The following is an 18,202-nucleotide window of genomic DNA, read 5'->3' as shown; positions in this document are numbered from 1 at the left end:
CTCAGCGCTCGTCCGCGCCAGCCAGACGGCCACCGTGCAGCACCACTTTGTCCGCCAACCGCGCGGCGACCCGTGGGCTGTGAGTGACCATCAGCAAAGTCGTCGGGCTGTCGTCGAGCAGCTCCAGCAACAACTTCAACACCTCATCGCTGGTGGCTTCATCGAGGCTGCCGGTGGGCTCGTCGGCCAGCAGCAGTTTGGGTTGCGATGCCAGGGCGCGCCCCAGGGCAACCCGTTGCTGTTGCCCACCGGACAGTTGCTCCGGATAGCGCCGCAGCAAATCTCCCAACCCAAGACGTTGCACCAGATGCGCCTGCCAACGTGGATCGTGGCGCCCGGCCAGGCGCGCCTGAAACGCCAGATTATCCTCGACGCGCAAACTGCCGATCAGGTTGAACTGCTGAAACACCAGACCGATTTCGGTTCGCCGCCAGTTCGCCAATTGGCTTTCGTTCATCTGCTCCAGCCGATGCTCGCCGCTGCGGATGCTGCCGCGATCGACCTTGTCCAGCCCCGCGATCAGGTGCAGCAAGGTGCTCTTGCCACTGCCCGACTCACCCATCAGCGCCAGGCTGCTGCCGGGTTTCAACGTGAGGTCGACGCCTTGCAATACCGGCAGTGGGCCTTGGGGGGTGGCGTAGCTTTTGAAGACGCCCTGGACCGAAAGCATGAGGGGAGACTCGTTGAAGGCAGTGGGCCTAGGATAGCGGACGGCAGCGGGACCGCGTTATCGTTAATCGCGAGCAGGCTCGCTCCCACATTTGATAGGTGTGAACGCAAATTTTGTGTACACCAAAAATCCAATGTGGGAGCGAGCCTGCTCGCGATGAGGCCGGGTCATTCCATCGAAAACCTCACTGCCCCACCGCCACACTCGGCACCACCCGCTCCGGCGTCACAATGCTGTTCAGGTCAATGTGCTTCCACTCCGGCTTGGCCCCAAGCCGTGCATTGAAACGATAGTTAAACGTGAAATCGTCCACCGTCGGCACACTCAAGGGTTTGCCATAAACCGCCTCGATCCCCGCCAGGTCATAACCCATCACCTGCAGCAACGTCGGGAAAATGTTGTAGTGACTGGAGCGATCCTTGTTGGCCGGCAACTGCGCCTGCCAGTCCTGGGTCTTCAAATCGCTGCCCTGGATCACCACCAACGGCACCAACCCCTCCTCCTCCACCGGATTACCACCGCAGTGAGTATTGAGCCCCGGGTTACCGCGCTCGTGCAGATCCTGCCCGTGATCCGAGGTGTAAATCAGCAGCGCATGGCTCAGATCCGCCTGAGCAAACACCCGTGCGAAGAACTCGCCGACATTCCACAGCACGGTATTTTTATAGGCGTTGCGGTACAGCAACCAATCATCCGGCTGACCGTTGAAACCATCGCGTGTGCCCGTATCCGCCACTTCGACAAACTGCCCACGGGGCAAAGTCGGGCGGTAAGCCATAAACGCGTCCGGGTACTTGTCGTGCACCGGAAAATGCGCACCGACCTTGTTGATCACCACCAGCTGCGGCTTACCGTCATTGAGCAGATCGATCAGCCTGGCCGCCGCTGCCATGTCGCGGTCACGCACGCTGGTCTGGTCGAATTGCACGAACTCGTCGATGTCCTTTTTCTCGGCAGCGTTCATCAGGTTCTGCAAGTTGCCGCCGGTGCGCTGGGAGTCGATGTAAACGGTGCGCAGCCCGGCCTTTTTTGCGTACTGCCAGATCGACGGCAATGTGCTGTTGATCCGCGTGTAGTCGGCGCGGGTGCCACCGTAGCGCAGGGTGACATTGGTGTCGGCGCTGCAATTGGCGATGGACGCCGCGTAGCCGTAATTGAAAATGTCCACGCCCGGGCGCGGTTCCTTGAGGTTGCTGTGCACACCGAACGGCGTGTTGATGTCCAGGTAGTTGCCGGAAATGCTCTCGTCGACGATCAGCACGATGTCGTGCCCCACCGGCTGATCGATGCGCGTCAGGCTCACCGGCTCACGCGGGCCGACGGTGTTGTGCAGCGCTTCATAGGTGAACAGATTCAAATAGGCCAGTGGCGTGTACATGATCGGCAAGCCACGGGCGCCCTCGCCGGCCCGCACGAACAGCACGGTGCTGAGCAGTAGCATCCCGAGCACCGGCGCCGACACCAACAGCGTACCCGGAAATGGCGCTCGTCGACGCGGCTTGAGCCCGATACCGAACAGCAGCAACAAACCACTGACCATCGCGCTGATGATTGCATCGCGGTACTGGTAAGCCGCTTCTTGAATGAACCCACCGGAATACACCAGCGACACAAAACTGCTGTAAGTCATGTAGCCGGCAGTCACTTGCGTATAGACGTCAAAGAACACCGCCGAGCCAAACATCGCCAACGCGAACAGATGACGGATCAGCGTCTGACGGATGTACGCGGTCATGAACAGCGCTACCGTCAGTGCCACAAACATCCCGCCATACAGCAACACCGGGTAACCGATGCCCAGTGCAGTGAGGCGATCAAGGTAGTCGTCGTAGTTTTTGAGTAAATACAGAACCAGCAACAGTTCCTTGAGGTATCGGATCATGGCAGTTGGCGTCACTCCGCGAACAGCGTTGGCCAATAGTCTGTCGGCCACTTTCTGACACTAGCACCGAGCCCTCGAAGCGCAAGAAATGCCGGTTTTTTGCCAAAAGCGTCAAAAAAACGTTGCCTCAAATCTGACACTCCAAAACGCCTGTAACCCTTGTGTTTCAAGCCTTACGACCGTTTATCGTTTTCTTCAAATCCTCAGAAACCCCTCAAAACCGCGGCAAATCCAGCAGCGGCAAGCACTTGATGGCAAAGAGCCCGTGAAATCGGGGTTTTCCCGGTAGCGTTACCCGTCATTTTGCTGACTCTCTTTCCCATGGCTGGGCTATACCCCTTTTGACAGTCTCATTTCAGTTACATCCACCGTTTTACGAGGCACGCCAATGTGGACGTGAGCGTATTTGGTACGGGCTATGTAGGCCTCATTCAAGCCGCAGCATTGGCCGATGTCGGACATCGCGTCTTGTGCGTCGATATCGACCCCAACAAGATCAGGCAACTGCAGCAAGCCGTGCCCCCGATCAGCGAACCGGGACTGTCCAGCACACTGGAAGACAACATCAAGGCCGGTCGACTGCTCTTCTCCACTCAGGCCAGTGACGCGGTCGAACACGCCGAACTGATTTTCATCGCGGTGGGTACACCCGCCGATGAAGACGGTTCCGCCGACCTCAGCCATGTGCTGAAAGTGGCTCGGCAGATCGCCAGTTTCATGGAGTCCGATCGCACCCTGATCATCAAGTCCACCGTGCCGGTGGGCACCGCGGACCAGGTGGCAAGCACCGCCAACGAAGAACTGCAACGCCGTGGCAAAGAGGCGTTGAACGTGCGGGTGGTGTCCAACCCGGAGTTTCTCAAGGAAGGCAGCGCCCTGGCCGATTGCATGCGCCCGGACCGGATCATCGTCGGCACCAATGACGATGAAGCGCGCAACCAATTGAGCGAACTCTATGCGCCGTTCTGCCGCAACCGCGAAAAGCTCATGTTCATGGACAACCGTAGCGCCGAGCTGACCAAGTACGCCGCCAACGCAATGCTCGCCACCCGCATCAGTTTCATGAACGAACTGGCCAACCTCACTGAGTTGCTGGGGGCCGACATTGAGGCGGTGCGCAAAGGCATCGGCTCGGACCCGCGCATCGGTTACCACTTCATTTACCCCGGCTGTGGCTTCGGCGGCTCGTGCTTTCCCAAAGACCTGCGTGCCCTGTTGCACACCGCCGAACACAACGGCATGCCATTGCGTCTACTGCGCAGCGTCACCGAAGTGAACGACAGCCAGCGGCACATTCTGTTCAGCAAACTGCAGGCGCTATTTCCCGATGGCCTGGCTGGTAAATCCATCGCGATTTGGGGCCTGGCGTTCAAGCCCAATACCGATGACATGCGCGAAGCCCCCAGCCGTTATCTGATGGAGGCGCTGTGGGCCGAAGGTGCGAGCGTGCAGGCTTATGATCCGGAAGCCATGTCCGAGTGCCGACGCATTTACGGCTACCGCGATGACCTGCACCTGTGCGCCACCCGCGACGACACCCTGGAAGATGCCGACGCGCTGGTGATTTGCACCGAGTGGAAGAATTTCCGTGTGGTCGACTTCGATCTGCTGGCGAGCAAACTGCGCGCGCGGGTGATCGTCGACGGGCGCAATCTTTACAACCCGGAGCACGTGGCGGCGGCCGGTTTGCACTACAGCGGCATCGGGCTTCGGCACATCGCTCCCGAGGCGCCACGGCCATGAAGATACTCGTCACTGGAGCGGCCGGTTTCATTGGAGCCCATTGCATGTTGCGGTTGTTGCGCGACGGGCATGAGGTTTTCGGGCTGGATAATTTCAACGATTTCTACGACCCGCAACTCAAACACGACCGCGTGGATTGGGTGCGCAAGCAAGTCGGCGACTTCCAGCTCGCGAAAGTCGATGTGGCCGACGCCACGGCCCTCGACGCATTGTTTGTTCGTGAACAACCGGAGGTGGTGATTCACCTCGCGGCCCAGGCCGGGGTGCGTTACTCCCTGGAAAATCCCCGGGCCTATGTCGACAGCAATCTGAGCGGGTTCCTGAACATCCTCGAAAGCTGCCGCCACCACCCGGTCAAGCACTTGATCTATGCCTCGTCCAGTTCAGTGTATGGCGCCAACCAGCACACGCCTTACTCGGTCAAGGACTGCGTCGACCATCCGTTGTCGCTGTACGCCGCGACCAAAAAAGCCAATGAGTTGATGGCCCACAGCTACAGCCATCTGTTCGGCATTCCCTGCACCGGTTTGCGTTTTTTCACCGTGTACGGGCCTTGGGGCCGGCCGGACATGTCGCCGATCCAGTTCGCCCGGGCGATTGCCGAAGGGCAGCCGCTGAAGCTGTTCAACTACGGCCAGCACCAGCGTGATTTCACCTACATCGACGACATCATCGAGAGCATCGCCCGTCTGATCGAGCGCGCCCCCCAAGCAGCACCGCACTGGAACCGCGAACAACCGGACCCGGCCAGCAGCATGGCGCCATGGCGCATTTACAACATTGGCGGACAACAGCCAGTGGAGCTCAAGGACTACCTGGCGCTGCTGGAAAAACACCTCGGACAAAAAGCCCTCGTCGAGTTGCTGCCCTTGCAACCGGGCGACGTGCTCAACACCTGCGCCGATGCCAGCGACCTGGCCCAGGCTACCGGTTTCCAGCCACGGATCGAGCTGGATGAAGGACTCGGACGATTCATCGCCTGGTTCCGTGACTACTACCCACTGCGCAACGCCCACTCGCCACTCGCGGAAGGGCTTCAGCGGAGGACTCTATGACTGGACATGAAAAAGGCGTGTTGTTCAATCACATGCAGCGTGACAAACGCCTGGACCCCGAACACCGAATGCGCCTGGACTCAGCGATCCACATGCAGGGCCGCGGCTGGTTGACCGGCCGCGACGGTGGTCGGCCCTGGACGCTGTCGCGAACCAACCGGGTGGTTGCATGCCTGGGTGCACTGATGATTCTGCTGCTGCTGTCCCCTGTGCTGCTGGGCCTGGCGCTGGTGATCAAGTTCAGCAGCCCGGGGCCGGTGATGTTCGTGCAAAAGCGCACCGGCTACCGCGGCCGCCTGTTCGGCATGTACAAGTTCCGCACCATGGTGATCAACGCCGAGGAGCTCAAGGAGTCCCTGCGGCACCTGAACAAGCACGGCGCCGACGCCATCGATTTCAAGATCGACAACGACCCGCGGATTACCCCCATTGGCGGCTTCCTGCGGCGCAGCAGCCTCGATGAGTTGCCCAACCTGATCAATGTCATCAGCGGCGACATGCGTTTAGTCGGTCCGCGACCGACCTCGTTCAACGCCTATCGCTACAAGGACAACCACCTTGTACGCCTGAGCATCTACCCCGGCATGACCGGCCTGTGGCAGATCTCCGGGCGCAGCAATATCGACTTCGACCAGCGCGTTGAGTTGGACCTCAGCTATATCGCCGAGCAGAGCCTGTTGCTTGATCTGAAGATCCTGTTGAAAACCCCCTTCAAAGTATTCAGCGGCCACGGAGCGAGTTAAATGGACGGTTCATCGAATAAAAGCCTGACCATCGCCAGCCCGAGCGAGTCCAACCTGACCTCGACCGTGCTCGACCTGGATCTGCGGATCCTCTTCCTGACCGCTGCCAATGCAGGCACCGGTACCACCACCAGCGCCCTGGCGCTGGCCAGCCAACTGGCGTCAATGAGCAGCGGCCAAGTGCTGCTGGTCGACGCCAGCCAGTCGGAGGGCAACCTCACCCAACAGCTGGGGCTGACCAAAGAACGCGGCTTTCGCGACCTGCTGTTCAACGACTCGCCGCCGCTGCTGCAGGACTGCCTGGTGAATGTCTCCAGCCTGCCCTTCCACATCCTGCCGAACGGGCGGCACATCCGTGGCGCCGAGCACCTGACGACCGAACAGCTGGCCCCGTTGCTCAACCAACTGGGCGATCGGTATCGCTTCGTGGTGATCGACGGCGACGCGGTGTATTCGGCCGCCGACACTCTGGTCATCAGCACCTTGGCGGACGGCGTGATCATGGTGGTGCGCGCCGAAGACACGCGCTGGGAAGTGTCCCAGGCCGCGGTCCAGCGCCTGACCCAGGCCGGCGCAAAACTGGTGGGCAGCGTCTTCAACCGGCGCAAGTACTACATGCCCAAATGGCTCTACAAAAACCTGTAGCCACCGCAGAAAGGATGACGCCATGAACGCCAAAATGCTTCTCCTGCTGTTGCTGCCGCTTGCAGGTTGCTCCAGCACCAGTGAAACCCAGAATATGCCGGTGCAGATCCTCACGGCCGAGCCGGCCAACGCCCAGGCGACCGACATGCCCAAGGTCGAACAGACCTTGCGGCCCAAGGACGTGCTGGACGTGATCTTCCACATCAGCACCAGCGGTTCGCAGGCTTATCGGATTCAACCCGGTGACCAGGTCGCCCTGAACTTCACCGCGGCCAGCCAGCTCAACGGCACGCAACTGGTGTTGCCCGATGGCACCATCGAACTGCCAGGAGCCAACACCGCGGTGAAAATCGGCGGGCTGACGTCGGTCCAGGCGCGGGAGGAAATCCAGCGTGTCTATAACCGCAAAGCCCTGTTCCAGCCCAATCGCAACCAGCTGACCGTGCTGGTCACCAGCCCGCTGAGCAACGAGCAGAACCTCAAGAGCGCGCTGAACCACCCCGCTACCGGCATGAGCCGGGAGATCACCGTGGGCAACGACGGCTATGCCAGTTTCCCGGAAATCGGCTCCGTACCGCTGCAAGGCATGACGGTCAACCAACTGGAGACTTTCCTCAATCAACGCTACGCGCAATTGCCGGGACGGATGACGGTCGACGTCATGCTCAAATCCACCTCGGGCAACGAAATCTATGTGCTGGGTGAAGTCGCGCAACCGGGCTCCTACCCGATTCGCCGGCCAGTCTCGGTGCTTGAAGCGCTGACCCTGGCCCGTGGCACTAGCGTCAAGGCGCGGCTCGATTCGGTGGTGATCATGCGCCGCACCGGCAACCAGGTGCAGGCCGTGCACTACGACGTGGAAAAGGCCTTGTCCGGTGACGCGTCGCAGATTGCTTACCTGCAACCGGACGACATGCTCTACGTGCCCAAGACCAAACTGGCCAGCGCCGGTGAGCTCGCGCGGCAACTGGCTGACGTGGTGTTATTCCAGGGGGTGGGCTTCACCTTTGGCTACCGCGTCGACAACAAAGGCGGCAGTAACTAACTCTCAGGTGACCGACCATGAACCCCAAGGAAAACTACCTGCATGAGTTCTTCAGGATTTTCTTCGCCAACAAAAAGTTGGTGAAGCGAGTCTTCCTGATCTTTGCAGTGATCGCCCTGATCTTGCCGCTGATGCTCAAGCAGAGCTTCGACATCACCGCGCAGGTGATCGTGCAGTCCAAAAAACTCTCCCAGGGAGACGCCACCACATCCCTGACCCAAGGTGATGCCTCATTCATTCCGCCCTCACTGGCAGACATGGAAACCGAGAGCAATATCCTGCGTTCGCCGGCCCTGATCCGTCAGACCATCAGCGACCTGCGGGATAAAGGCGAGTACGCGCCCAACCCCGGGATCTTCAGCCAACTGGTGACCGAACCGATCAAACGTTTTGTGACCACCCCCTTGCGTGAATACGTGGTCAATCCGGTGCGCGATGCGTTCGGGCTTGAGACCGATCCCGTGCGGGATACCGACCTGGATGTCTTCACCCAGCAGGCCACCGAAAACCTGAAAATCGAAACCCTGCCGGGTTCCAACGTAATCTCCATTGTCTACAGCTTTGGCGATCCGGCCCAAGGCACCCGGTTTGTCGCGGCGCTGCTGCAAAACTACCTGGTCAACCGTCAGGAACTGCAATCAATCGACCTGCCGCAGAGCTTCTACGAAACCAAGAAGAAGCAATATCAGGTGCGTCTCGATGGCCTGGAAGGCACACGACTGGCGTTGCTCGAAGGTGTGGCTTCGTCCGATCCGAAGGAAGAAATCACCTTCCGCCTCAATGCCATTAACACCGAGGAACAGGCCCTGAGCCTGTATCAGGATCGCCTGCTGCAAAGCCAGCGCTGGCTCGACTACCTGAAAACCGCCCTGACGTCAGCCACCAATACGTCCCGGCTCAGCGATTACACCTTCCCCTTCACCTTCACCACCACGGTGGACAACATTGCGTTCGAAGACCGGGAGATCAGGCAGCTCGGTGAACAACTGACCACTCAGGTCAGCCGCTACATGAACGACCTGGCGGTCTTCCAGCCGGGCAGTGAACCGATGCTGTTGACCCGTGAGCAGATTTCCCGCACCCGTCAGCAGTTCCTGAAAATCGTCAGCAACCGGATTCAGGAGCGCACCAACGACCTGGCGATTGTCACCTCGGTGATCAAGCAAAAAACCGCGCGCATCGCCGCGTTCAAGGACCGCATCCATCAGTTGCAAGTGGCTCAAAGCAAGTTGCAGCAGATGGACACCGAGATCAATGCCTTGCACGCGGCGTTCTCCACCTACGCCCAGCGCTTTGCCGAAAGCAGCTCCGCCGGCTTGCTGGACAACGATATGTCCAACGCCCGGGTACTCAGCCCGCCGTTCGAACCGACCGATGCAGCGTTCCCCAAACCGATCCTGATCATTCCGTTCGGGATGCTGACCGGTCTGTTGCTGGCGATTGCCTTCGTCTACGTGCGTGAGTTCTTCGATCACCGCTTCAAACACCCAGCGCAAATCACCCATGAACTGGGCTTGCCGGTGCTGTTGGTGATTAACGATCAGGACGCCCTGCCGAACAACCCGCACAAAAACTGGACCGTGCCTAGCTTCGTGCATTGGGTGCGCCATTGAACGGGCCGCTCAGCGCCAGCGCTCTGCCGATCATGCATTTGATCAGCAGCGGCGGCTTCTATGGGGCTGAGCGAATGCTGCTGGACCATTGCCTGGCGACGCCGGGGCGGCACCAAGTGCTGTTTCTCGATGCGCCGCCAGCGCTGATCGCGCGATTTCGCGGGGCCGGGATTGACTGCCGTAATTGTTCGGGACTCAGGGAATTGCTGCGTCATTTACGTCAGCGGCGGGCTGAACATCCACTGATCAACACGCACAATTTCAAGGGTCTGTTATTTGGTTGGGTGAGTGCGACGTTGTTGGACTTGCCGTTAGTGATTACTCAACACGGTTTCACCCCACGCAGTCGCAAGCAACGCCTCTACGGCTGGCTGAGTTTGCAACTGTGTCGCACGGCGTCGGTGCATCGCGTGGTTTGCGTGGCCGAAAGCATCGCCGTGCTGCACCGCAAGGCCAGTGTCCGGACGGAGAAAGTGCAAGTGATTCCCAATGGTCTGCCAACCGCCAGCGATCTGCTGCCCCCACCTGCCAAACACCTGCGCTGGCTGGCGGGTTACGTCGGTCGGCTGAGTAATGAAAAAGGCCCGGACCTGTTTCTCGATGCGCTGATTCCGCTCTGTCAGCAACACCCGCAACTGGACGCCGTGATGCTCGGCGATGGCCCGGAACAGGAGCCCCTGCTGGCGCGGATTGCCGCCGCCGGCTTGCACCAACGCATCACCTTGCCGGGTTACCAGACCGACATGAACCGATGGTGGCAGCAACTCGATGCGCTGGTGATCAGCTCGCGCACCGAGGGCACGCCGATGATTTTGCTGGAAGCGATGCAGGCCGGTGTGCCGGTGGTGGCGTTCAGCGTCGGCGGGATTCCCGATGTACTGGAAGACCGGCACAACGGCTTGCTGGCGACACCCACCGACAGCGCCGCCCTCGCCCGGCAGATCGACACGCTGCTGAGTGAGCCGGCACTGGCTCGCGAATTGATCGACAACGCTAGACGTACGCAATTGGACCGTTACGACCTGAAGGCCTTGGCCGAACGCTGGTCGCAACTTTATATCCGTACTGCACGGGAGGCACGCGCGTGATCTTTCCGCTCTCGATCGTCAGCCTGCTCGCCCTGGTCTGCCTCGGTTTGCTGGCCAGCCCTTATCCGTATCTGGCGCCCGGCGCGGTGCTGGGCCTGGTGGCGGTCGCGGTGCTCTACCGAAAACCTGCCTGGGGTTTGTTGGGCATCGCGGCGCTGGTGCCGTTCGAAGGTTTCTTCAAGGGCAACGCGCTGTCGGGCACCAAATTCATCGGTGCGTCACTGGCACTGATCCTGATGTTGCAGCTGGCCCTTCACCAGATTCCATCCGAACGCCTGCGCAGCAACATCTGGCGCTACCTGATCGGGTTCATGGTGTTGTACGGGTTAAGCATGATCAATACCGACAACCTGGACATGTCCCAGAGCCATCTGCGGGATCTGAGTGTCGGCCTGGTTCTGTTTGTGATCACCTTGCTGATCGGCCGCGACTTGAACCTCGATCTGTTCGCCCGGCTGGTGACCCTCAGCGTCAGCACGACCAGCGCCCTGGCCATGTTCTCCACCAAGTATCAGGACCAGGGCCGCGCCGCCGGGCTGCTGGACGACGCGAACTCGTTTGCCCTGCTGATCGCCTTCGCCGTGCCGTTGGCCCTGCTGCTGGTGATCCGCGGCCCGAACCTGTTGCATCGATTGTTCTGGGGCGGCTGCTGCATTTTGCTGCTGGGCGGCATGACCAAAACCGATTCCCGTTCCGGGCTGGTGGTCCTGTTCCTGAGCTTGATGATCGGCGCCTGGCACTACCGCGCGCAGTTGCCACGCATCCGGCCGCGCCACTTGGGTTTTGCCATGCTCGGCCTTGCGATCGTGATTCCGGTGGGGATTTATTCGATGCCGGCCGGTTACCTCAAGCGCATCCAGTCCTTGAGCGTCTTGAAAGAAGGCGCCAAAAGCCAGGACGAGTCCCTCGGTCGCCGCGCGTCATACCTTGTGGTCGGCAGCCAGATCATTCGTGAGGACCCGTTGCTCGGTTCTGGCCCTGGCACCTTCCCGCTGCACTATGCCACCTCCGGTTACGCCAAGGTGTTTTCCGCCAACCGCAAGCCCGGCGACCTGTACCGTCGCGCTCACAATACTTACATGGAAATCTTCAGTGAACTGGGGATTCCCGCCGGGCTGTTGTTCGTCGGCATGCTGGGCCTTGGGATGTACAACCTGGTCCGTGCCCGTCACGCCTGGATGCTGCGACGGGATTGGGACCAGGCCGACCTGATCACGCACCTGGGCATCAGCTATCTGTCGCTGATGCTGTTTTTGATGTTCCTCAGCGCCCCGAATCACAAATACCTGTGGATCATGCTCGCACTGTCCTGGGTGTTACGCCTCAAGGCTGAAGAACGTCCGCCGACGGAGGCCAAGGCATGAGCCGCATCAGCCTTGTCATCCCGATGTACAACGAAGCCCGGCACATCGGCCGGACCCTGCTCGCTGCGCAACGCGCCGCCAATGCCGCAGGGCTGGAATGCGAGTTGATCGTGGCCGACAACGGATCCAATGATCAAGGGCCGCACATTGCGCGGCAAATGGGCGCGCAGGTGCTGGTTCTGCCAGGCCTGCTGATAGGTGCGCTGCGCAATCGCGGCGCCGCCGTTGCCACAGGCGAATGGCTGGCCTTCATTGATGCCGACATTGAAATGCCCGAGGACTGGCTCACGCTGTTGTTGAGCATCCAACCCGCCGTTCAGGTCGACGTCCTGGGACTGGACCTGCACACCCCGGCCGAAGCCCCGTGGTATGCCAATGCCTGGCAACGCCGCACGTTGCGCCCGAACGATGAAACGTTGAAAACAGTGCGATGGCTGCCCAGTTCCAACCTGTTGATGCGTCGTCCATGGTTCGACAAGGTCCGCGGCTTCAACGAAAACCTGCGCACCGGCGAAGACAAGGATTTCACCATGCGCCTTTCCCACTCTGGCGCACGCCTGCTGTCCGTCAACCAGAGCGTTGCCCTGCATTGGGGTTACGAGAGCAGTTGGCGCGAATGGATGGGCAAGGAGTTCTGGCGTCAGGGAAGTCACCTGCAATTACTGCGCAGCCACGGCATGAATATGCGTTTACTGCGTTTCCCGATGCTGTCGATCATCGCCTGGGTGTTGGATTTCATGGCGCTATCCGCCCTGTTCAACGGTTCCCCCCTGCTGGCGGTATTCACGCTGTTCGTCACCAGCCTGCCAGCGCTCGCCCAGAGCCTGCGCCAGAGCCTGAAACACCATGACGTTGGCCTGATGCTGCAACTGTGGGGCCTGCATTGGGTGCGTCTGCACCTGGCCGGTGCCGCGCTCATTTTGAGCCTGTGTCATTGGAATGCCAGGAGGCCGGCCCGTGGCTGAATTCATTTTCTGGTTGTGCCTGTTATTGCCGGTGTATGCCTGGCTCGGCTACCCGCTGCTGCTGACGCTGATCGCGCCGTTGTTCCGTGCGCGGCGTCATGCGCCAGCCCCCCCGATGAATGTCAGCATTATCATCGCCGCGCACAACGAGGCCCCACATATCGAAGAGAAGTTGCGCACCCTGCTCATCCAGGATTATCAGGCACGTTCGCTACACATCATTCTGGCCAGCGACGGCTCCACCGACGACACCGTGGCCTGCGCGCACAAGGTCATCGACCCGCGCATCAGCGTGCTCGACCTGCCCCGCCAGGGCAAAGCGGCTACCTTGAATGCCGGCGTCGCCCTGAGCACGGGCGAGATTCTGGTGTTCACCGATGCCGATAACCAATGGGCGACCGACACCCTCGGCCAGTTGCTCGCGCCCCTGGCCGACCCTGAGGTCGGGGCTTGCGCCGGGCACATGCGGATCCCGATGCCGGGCAACGGCCTGAGCCTGGGCGACAGCCTTTATCGGCATTACGAAGGCTGGTTGCGCAAGGTGGAAAACCGCACCGGCTGCATGGTCTCCGCCGACGGTGCCCTGCTTGCCCTGCGCCGCGAGTTGTTCCAGCACGTACCGACGGAGGTCAACGACGACTTTTTTATCAGCACCTGCGCGCCGGTGGCATTCAAGCGCATCGTCTATGTGCCCGAAGCACACGTGAGCGACCAGGGCGTCGACGAAATCGCCAAGCAATGGCGTCGTCGCCAGCGCGTCACCGTCGGCGGCCTGCAAAGCCTGGCCCAGCGCCGGGAGCTGCTGAACCCTTGGAGGTATGGCCTGTATGCGATTGCACTGATCAGCCACAAGCTGATTCGACGCCTGGCACCGATCCTGTTGCTGCCATTGCTGCTGAGCAATCTCTGGCTGTGGAATGTACATGGCTTCTATCGCCTGAGCCTGATCGCGCAACTGCTCGGTTACGCGATGGCCATCGTCGGCCTGCTGGATGTGCAACACCGTTTGCCCAAACCTTTTCGCCTCGCCGCGTTTGTTCTGGTGACCCTTGCCGGGATGAGTATCGGTCTTTGGCAGTTCTTGCGCGGCCAGCGGTACGCGCAATGGAACCCCGAGCAAAATCGTTGAAAGGACCGCGCCATGGCGATCAAACAATTATTAAAACGCACCAGTGGCTGGCTCTATCTCAACTCGCCGGTAGGCCGTCACCAATTGCACGGTGCCGGGGTGATCCTGATGTTGCACCGGGTGCTGGCCAATGACCGCGCCGCCGACCTGCCCCATCGCAATGAACTGTGCGTCGGGCCGAAGGCATTCGAACATCTGCTCGCCTGGTTGAAAAAGAACTTCGACTGCGTGCCTCTGATGGAGATCTTGCAACCGGGCGCCATCAGAACCGGACGACCAAAAATCACGCTGACCTTCGACGACGGCTGGCGCGACAACGCGCTGAATGCCTTCCCGTTGCTGAAAAGACATCAGGTGCCGGCAAGCATTTTTCTCTCCACCGATTTCATTGGCAGCCGGCAACGTTTCTGGTGGGAAAGCCTGGGGGAAACCCTCTGGCACAGCCACGGTGAAAAAGCCCGGACGCATTTGATTGAGTGCCTGCAACAGCTTGGGCGACCGTTACCGGTGCTGCTCGATGATCTGGATGTGCAGCGCCGTAGCCTGGCGCTTTTGCATTTTCTACAAAGTCTGAAAACCTTGCCTGCGGGCGAACTGAACCGGCTTACCGATCAATGCCCGGAGGAATCGTTACCCCAGGCTCTGGACTGGCATCAAGTACGCGCGCTGGAAGCCAGCGGGTTGATCCGCTTCGGCCCCCATGGCGCCAGCCACGCGATCCTCACCGGCCTTGACGATCAACGTCTGGATGAGGAACTGAGCCGTAGCCGCAATGCCCTGCTCAACGGTTGCAACCGGCCACTGCCGGTCTACTGCTACCCCAATGGCAACCATGATGCGCGGGTGCGCGAACACGTGGCGGATCATGATTTCCCGTTTGCCTTGGGCACCGCCGCCGGGATTTATCGTGGCATCAGCGATCCATTGGCCTTGCCGCGAATCGGCATCAGCCAGCGCACGGCGCGCAATCCGGAGTTGCTGTCCTGGCGCATCTATCGCGGAGCCCGGCCATGAGTCGCAGCCACTATCTCAAACACCTGGCCCTGAGCATGGGCACCAAACTGGCGATGATCGCCCTGCGGCTGCTGCGCAACGTATTGCTGGCGCGGATTCTGGGGCCCAGCGAGCGAGGTCTGTTTGCGTTGCTCAGTACCCTGCCCGATTTGATCAGCGCCGCCACCAGCGGCGGGCTGAATTCGGCGGTGGGGTATCAGGCCGCCAAGCAACGGCCCATGGGATTGTTGCTGAGCCAGGTGCTGGTGTTTGGTTGCCTGCTGGCGGGTTTGCTGACGTTGCTGGTGGTGGCACTGGTGCGAGAGTTCGGCAATGAACTGGACATCACCACGCAACTGGGATTGCTTGCCTGGCTGTTACTGCTGGCGGTGCCGCTGACCGTGCTCAAGAGCGGTCTGCTGACTTTGCACAATGCGTCGGGCGGCGTGGTGGCGTTCAACGCCTTGCGGCTGGTGGAATCCCTGGCACCATTGCTGCTGTTTCTGGCCTTGTTCTGGATGTGGAAAGACGCAGCCCTGGAAGCGGCGCTGATCAGTTGGCTGGCCGGCCTCAGCCTGGTGGTTCTGGCCGGGTGGTTCTGGCTCAAGCGCGCTCAGCCCCTGGCGTTGCAATGGGACCGCGCCAGCCAGAATGAACTGCTGCGCTACAGCGCTCGCAGCCATCCGGACCTGTTGTTCCAGCAAGTGATTCTGCGCTCTGATTTCCTGTTCATCGGCGCCCTGCTCGGCAGCACGGCGTTGGGCCATTACGCCATGGCCAGCGCCGCCGCCGAGTTGCTGCTGATCGTCCCGGAAGCGGTGACCACGCCGCTGATGAAACGCCTGCTGCAACAGGACGAAGGCATGGATCGCCTGACGCCGTTGGCGCTGCGCCTGACAGCCACGGTGATGCTCGGTGCCTGCCTGACCATGGCGGTGATCGGTGAATGGCTGATCGTCACGCTGTTCGGCGTTGCCTATCAGCCTGCCTACCCGGCGTTGCTGGCGCTGCTGCCGGGGCTGCTCGGTCTTTGTTATGCGAGCATCCTGCGCCTGGATTTGCTGGGCAAAAACCGCCCCGGCACGATTTCGCTGTTGATGGGCCTCGGCGCGTTGCTGAACCTGGCCCTGAACCTGTTGCTGATCCCGATTTACGGCATCGTCGGCGCTGCGACGGCATCGTCCATCGCCTACCTGGCGGTAACCCTCGCGCTGCTGGTGATGTATTGCCGGTTGAGTGGCGTACCGGCCTGGCAAACCCTGATCATCCTGCCCAGCGATGTGGCTCCGATGCTACAGATGCTGCAACGGAAATCGGCATGAAACGCCTTATGCTGCTGTTGAGCCTGGGCCTCGGTTTGAGCGCCCAGGCGGCGCCCATGCGCTGGGCCGATATTCGCGACGGCAGCCTGTACCTGCAAACGGATCGCCCCGACACGCTGACTATTCGCTGGGTCCCTGCCTGGCAGGCGGATGCCAACGAAGAACACCTGTACCTGCTCGATGGCAACGGCAACCTGAAGGGCGAGCGCCTGATCGCCGCCAGTGAAACCCGAGGCAAACAGAGCTGGCCGCTGGCACCGAGTGCCGCCAGTTATCGACTGGAAATTCCGGGCTACAGTTTCCGCCGCTACACGATCGAACACGACGAACACACCGTGGCGTTGTTCGCCCCGGCCAAGGTGCATTTCAGCGCCGAAACCCGTGGCGGCGATGAGCTGTATTTCAAGGTCGCACCGGGGGAACACGCCGTACTGGCCGGCAAGTTTCACGGTGGGATCAACGCCCTGCAGGCCCAGCGCGTGGGCGACAACAAACAGCTGTCCCTGGCACTGAAACCCTATCGCGCCTATTGGCAGTTCGATCAGGTGGCATTACCCGTCACTTCAGACGAACAGGTCTGGCGCCTGCGTCTGCAAGGCAGCGGCAAGGTCGCGTTCTGGCTCGATGGCACGGCGAATCTGTTTGCGCAGAACCCACAGCAACTCAAACCGCTGCGCGAGGACGATGGTCAGACCCGCTTGACCCTGCACAAAGAGATGCTCGGCCCCACCCCGAACCTGGGCATTTACTTGCCCTACGTGCTGCCCCCTCAATCCAGTTTCGCAGCGCTCGACGCCCTCAAGCCCCAGGCAGGCACCTACTACAGCTTCGTTGACGTCACCGCGCAAAATCCGCACCACGAAGATGCGTTCCGCCAGCTCTATCAGAACCGCTTCGGCATCACGCAGGACCTCACGCTGTTGGCCGGCAGCCAGCGTCAGGCCGATCTGCGCGCCGACACTCAAAGCAACGCCGGCCTCGACGCCTGGCTCGCCGCCACTCGCGCCCTCGGCGGCACCGGTACGCACTACATCGCGTTCGCCGACGAGCCGAACCTCAATTACCCGAGCTACGCCGACTACCAGGCGATCTTCAACAGCATGGCCCGGCAAGTGCGCAGCGATCCGGCCAACGCCAAGGCCGGTGTGCGCATCGCCATGCCCGCCACTTCGCGCTTCGTCAATGGCCCGTTCGCCGACAACGCCGTCGACAAGCGCGGTATCGATTGGGCGCGGCGCCTGCTGGCCGAATCCGGCGAGCAGATCGACGCCCTCGCCTGGCACGAATGGATGATTCGCGACCTGCTGGCGACTCGGGTCTATCGCGACAGCGTGCGCCGTGCCGCCGATCTGGTGGGCCTCGATGCCAAGGGCCGGCCACGCAAGGCCTTGCTGCTGGACCAGACCAACCTGTCCAGCGGCTCAAGCCTGAGCCCCTACGATCAGGAAACCCATTTCGCTTCGCTGTGGTGGACCTCGGTGGTCATCAACTCGGCCCAGGACGGGTTGCTGGAGATGCTCAACTGGTTCCAGGCCGCCGACGAACCGACTTACCCCAAAGGCATGGTGCGGGTGCTGGGCGGTGATCGTTTCGAACTCAAACCGGTGGGCCTGGCCCAGCAATTCATCCAGCAGCATTGGCTGAAAAACGTCATGCGCCTGGACAACGACGCCTTCGAAGTCGACGTGCTGGCCATGGCCACCGAACGCCAGCGAAGTTTACTGGGGGTCAACAAGGGAGTGCGCTTGCAGCGTGTCGACCTGGGCGGGGCGACGTGCCCGCTGGCCAAGGGAACGCTGGTGTATTTCGGTGCCGACAGCCGCAGCCGTAGCGCTCAATTCAACTGTCACGACGGTCGCGTCAGCTTCGACCTGCCGGGCGAAACCCTGTTCGCCTTGAGCTGGAGCGCCTCATGAATACCATCAATTTGCATCACCGCGACCGC

15 protein-coding genes are annotated in these 18,202 nt (G+C 60.9%); 13 read left to right on the top strand and 2 right to left on the bottom strand.

Annotation, left to right across the window (positions count from 1 at the left end; genetic code table 11):
• Window position 1: 1 nt before the first annotated feature.
• Both PMI30_RS05970 and PMI30_RS05975 read right to left on the bottom strand, forming a co-directional pair.
• The gene (locus PMI30_RS05970; protein WP_008013141.1) at window positions 2–670 is read right to left on the bottom strand and encodes an ABC transporter ATP-binding protein; all 669 of its coding nucleotides are present in this window, start codon (window positions 668–670) and stop codon (window positions 2–4) included.
• A gap of 184 nt (window positions 671–854) precedes the next feature.
• The gene (locus PMI30_RS05975; RefSeq protein ID WP_008013140.1) at window positions 855–2,552 is read right to left on the bottom strand and encodes a sulfatase-like hydrolase/transferase; all 1,698 of its coding nucleotides are present in this window, start codon (window positions 2,550–2,552) and stop codon (window positions 855–857) included.
• A gap of 390 nt (window positions 2,553–2,942) precedes the next feature.
• Between PMI30_RS05975 and PMI30_RS05980 the strand changes: the two genes are divergently transcribed.
• From PMI30_RS05980 to PMI30_RS06040, 13 genes are read left to right on the top strand one after another with little or no spacing between them, the layout of a single operon-like run.
• A complete protein-coding gene (locus PMI30_RS05980) occupies window positions 2,943–4,295 on the top strand; it encodes a UDP-glucose dehydrogenase family protein (protein ID WP_008013138.1) in 1,353 nt (450 codons plus the stop codon).
• Window positions 4,292–5,350, top strand: coding sequence for an NAD-dependent epimerase (locus tag PMI30_RS05985; protein WP_008013136.1), 1,059 nt, complete (start codon window positions 4,292–4,294; stop codon window positions 5,348–5,350). The genes PMI30_RS05980 and PMI30_RS05985 overlap by 4 nt, the downstream gene beginning before the upstream one ends.
• Window positions 5,347–6,093, top strand: coding sequence for a sugar transferase (locus PMI30_RS05990; RefSeq protein WP_008013134.1), 747 nt, complete (start codon window positions 5,347–5,349; stop codon window positions 6,091–6,093). The genes PMI30_RS05985 and PMI30_RS05990 overlap by 4 nt, the downstream gene beginning before the upstream one ends.
• Entirely contained in the window at window positions 6,094–6,738 is a 645-nt protein-coding gene (locus tag PMI30_RS05995; RefSeq protein ID WP_008013132.1) for a CpsD/CapB family tyrosine-protein kinase, read from the top strand.
• 22 nt (window positions 6,739–6,760) lie between these two features.
• Window positions 6,761–7,783 (top strand): polysaccharide biosynthesis/export family protein, encoded by a 1,023-nt coding sequence (locus tag PMI30_RS06000; protein WP_008013130.1) that lies wholly within the window; start codon window positions 6,761–6,763, stop codon window positions 7,781–7,783.
• Between the two features lie 17 nt (window positions 7,784–7,800).
• Entirely contained in the window at window positions 7,801–9,396 is a 1,596-nt protein-coding gene (locus tag PMI30_RS06005) for a GumC family protein (protein ID WP_008013128.1), read from the top strand.
• A gap of 32 nt (window positions 9,397–9,428) precedes the next feature.
• The gene (locus PMI30_RS06010) at window positions 9,429–10,484 is read left to right on the top strand and encodes a glycosyltransferase family 4 protein (protein WP_443216314.1); all 1,056 of its coding nucleotides are present in this window, start codon (window positions 9,429–9,431) and stop codon (window positions 10,482–10,484) included.
• Entirely contained in the window at window positions 10,481–11,848 is a 1,368-nt protein-coding gene (locus PMI30_RS06015; protein ID WP_008013124.1) for an O-antigen ligase family protein, read from the top strand. The genes PMI30_RS06010 and PMI30_RS06015 overlap by 4 nt, the downstream gene beginning before the upstream one ends.
• Window positions 11,845–12,813: a glycosyltransferase gene (locus PMI30_RS06020; protein WP_008013122.1), complete on the top strand. Its 969-nt coding sequence runs from the start codon at window positions 11,845–11,847 to the stop codon at window positions 12,811–12,813. Before PMI30_RS06015 ends, PMI30_RS06020 begins: the two co-directional genes overlap by 4 nt.
• Window positions 12,806–13,942, top strand: a complete 1,137-nt coding sequence (locus PMI30_RS06025; RefSeq protein ID WP_008013118.1) for a glycosyltransferase — start codon at window positions 12,806–12,808, stop codon at window positions 13,940–13,942. The genes PMI30_RS06020 and PMI30_RS06025 overlap by 8 nt, the downstream gene beginning before the upstream one ends.
• Window positions 13,943–13,954: 12 nt before the next feature.
• Window positions 13,955–14,956 (top strand): polysaccharide deacetylase family protein, encoded by a 1,002-nt coding sequence (locus PMI30_RS06030; RefSeq protein WP_008013117.1) that lies wholly within the window; start codon window positions 13,955–13,957, stop codon window positions 14,954–14,956.
• A complete protein-coding gene (locus tag PMI30_RS06035) occupies window positions 14,953–16,257 on the top strand; it encodes a lipopolysaccharide biosynthesis protein (protein WP_008013115.1) in 1,305 nt (434 codons plus the stop codon). Before PMI30_RS06030 ends, PMI30_RS06035 begins: the two co-directional genes overlap by 4 nt.
• Window positions 16,254–18,173 carry a hypothetical protein gene (locus PMI30_RS06040; RefSeq protein ID WP_008013113.1) on the top strand — a complete coding sequence of 640 codons (1,920 nt, stop codon included), beginning with the start codon at window positions 16,254–16,256 and terminating at the stop codon, window positions 18,171–18,173. The genes PMI30_RS06035 and PMI30_RS06040 overlap by 4 nt, the downstream gene beginning before the upstream one ends.
• The last annotated feature ends 29 nt before the right edge of the window (window positions 18,174–18,202 follow it).

The organism is Pseudomonas sp. GM50 (genome assembly GCF_000282375.1).
Taxonomy (GTDB): Bacteria; Pseudomonadota; Gammaproteobacteria; order Pseudomonadales; family Pseudomonadaceae; genus Aquipseudomonas.
This window is presented reverse-complemented; position numbering and strand designations above follow the sequence as displayed.

Coding starts and splice junctions, on each gene's coding strand:
- PMI30_RS05970 (WP_008013141.1), bottom strand. CDS start 670: ATGCTTTCGGTCCAGGGCGTCTTCAAAAGCTACGCCACCCCCCAAGGC.
- PMI30_RS05975 (WP_008013140.1), bottom strand. CDS start 2,552: ATGATCCGATACCTCAAGGAACTGTTGCTGGTTCTGTATTTACTCAAA.
- PMI30_RS05985 (WP_008013136.1), top strand. CDS start 4,292: ATGAAGATACTCGTCACTGGAGCGGCCGGTTTCATTGGAGCCCATTGC.
- PMI30_RS05990 (WP_008013134.1), top strand. CDS start 5,347: ATGACTGGACATGAAAAAGGCGTGTTGTTCAATCACATGCAGCGTGAC.
- PMI30_RS05995 (WP_008013132.1), top strand. CDS start 6,094: ATGGACGGTTCATCGAATAAAAGCCTGACCATCGCCAGCCCGAGCGAG.
- PMI30_RS06000 (WP_008013130.1), top strand. CDS start 6,761: ATGAACGCCAAAATGCTTCTCCTGCTGTTGCTGCCGCTTGCAGGTTGC.
- PMI30_RS06005 (WP_008013128.1), top strand. CDS start 7,801: ATGAACCCCAAGGAAAACTACCTGCATGAGTTCTTCAGGATTTTCTTC.
- PMI30_RS06010 (WP_443216314.1), top strand. CDS start 9,429: ATGCATTTGATCAGCAGCGGCGGCTTCTATGGGGCTGAGCGAATGCTG.
- PMI30_RS06020 (WP_008013122.1), top strand. CDS start 11,845: ATGAGCCGCATCAGCCTTGTCATCCCGATGTACAACGAAGCCCGGCAC.
- PMI30_RS06030 (WP_008013117.1), top strand. CDS start 13,955: ATGGCGATCAAACAATTATTAAAACGCACCAGTGGCTGGCTCTATCTC.
- PMI30_RS06035 (WP_008013115.1), top strand. CDS start 14,953: ATGAGTCGCAGCCACTATCTCAAACACCTGGCCCTGAGCATGGGCACC.
- PMI30_RS06040 (WP_008013113.1), top strand. CDS start 16,254: ATGAAACGCCTTATGCTGCTGTTGAGCCTGGGCCTCGGTTTGAGCGCC.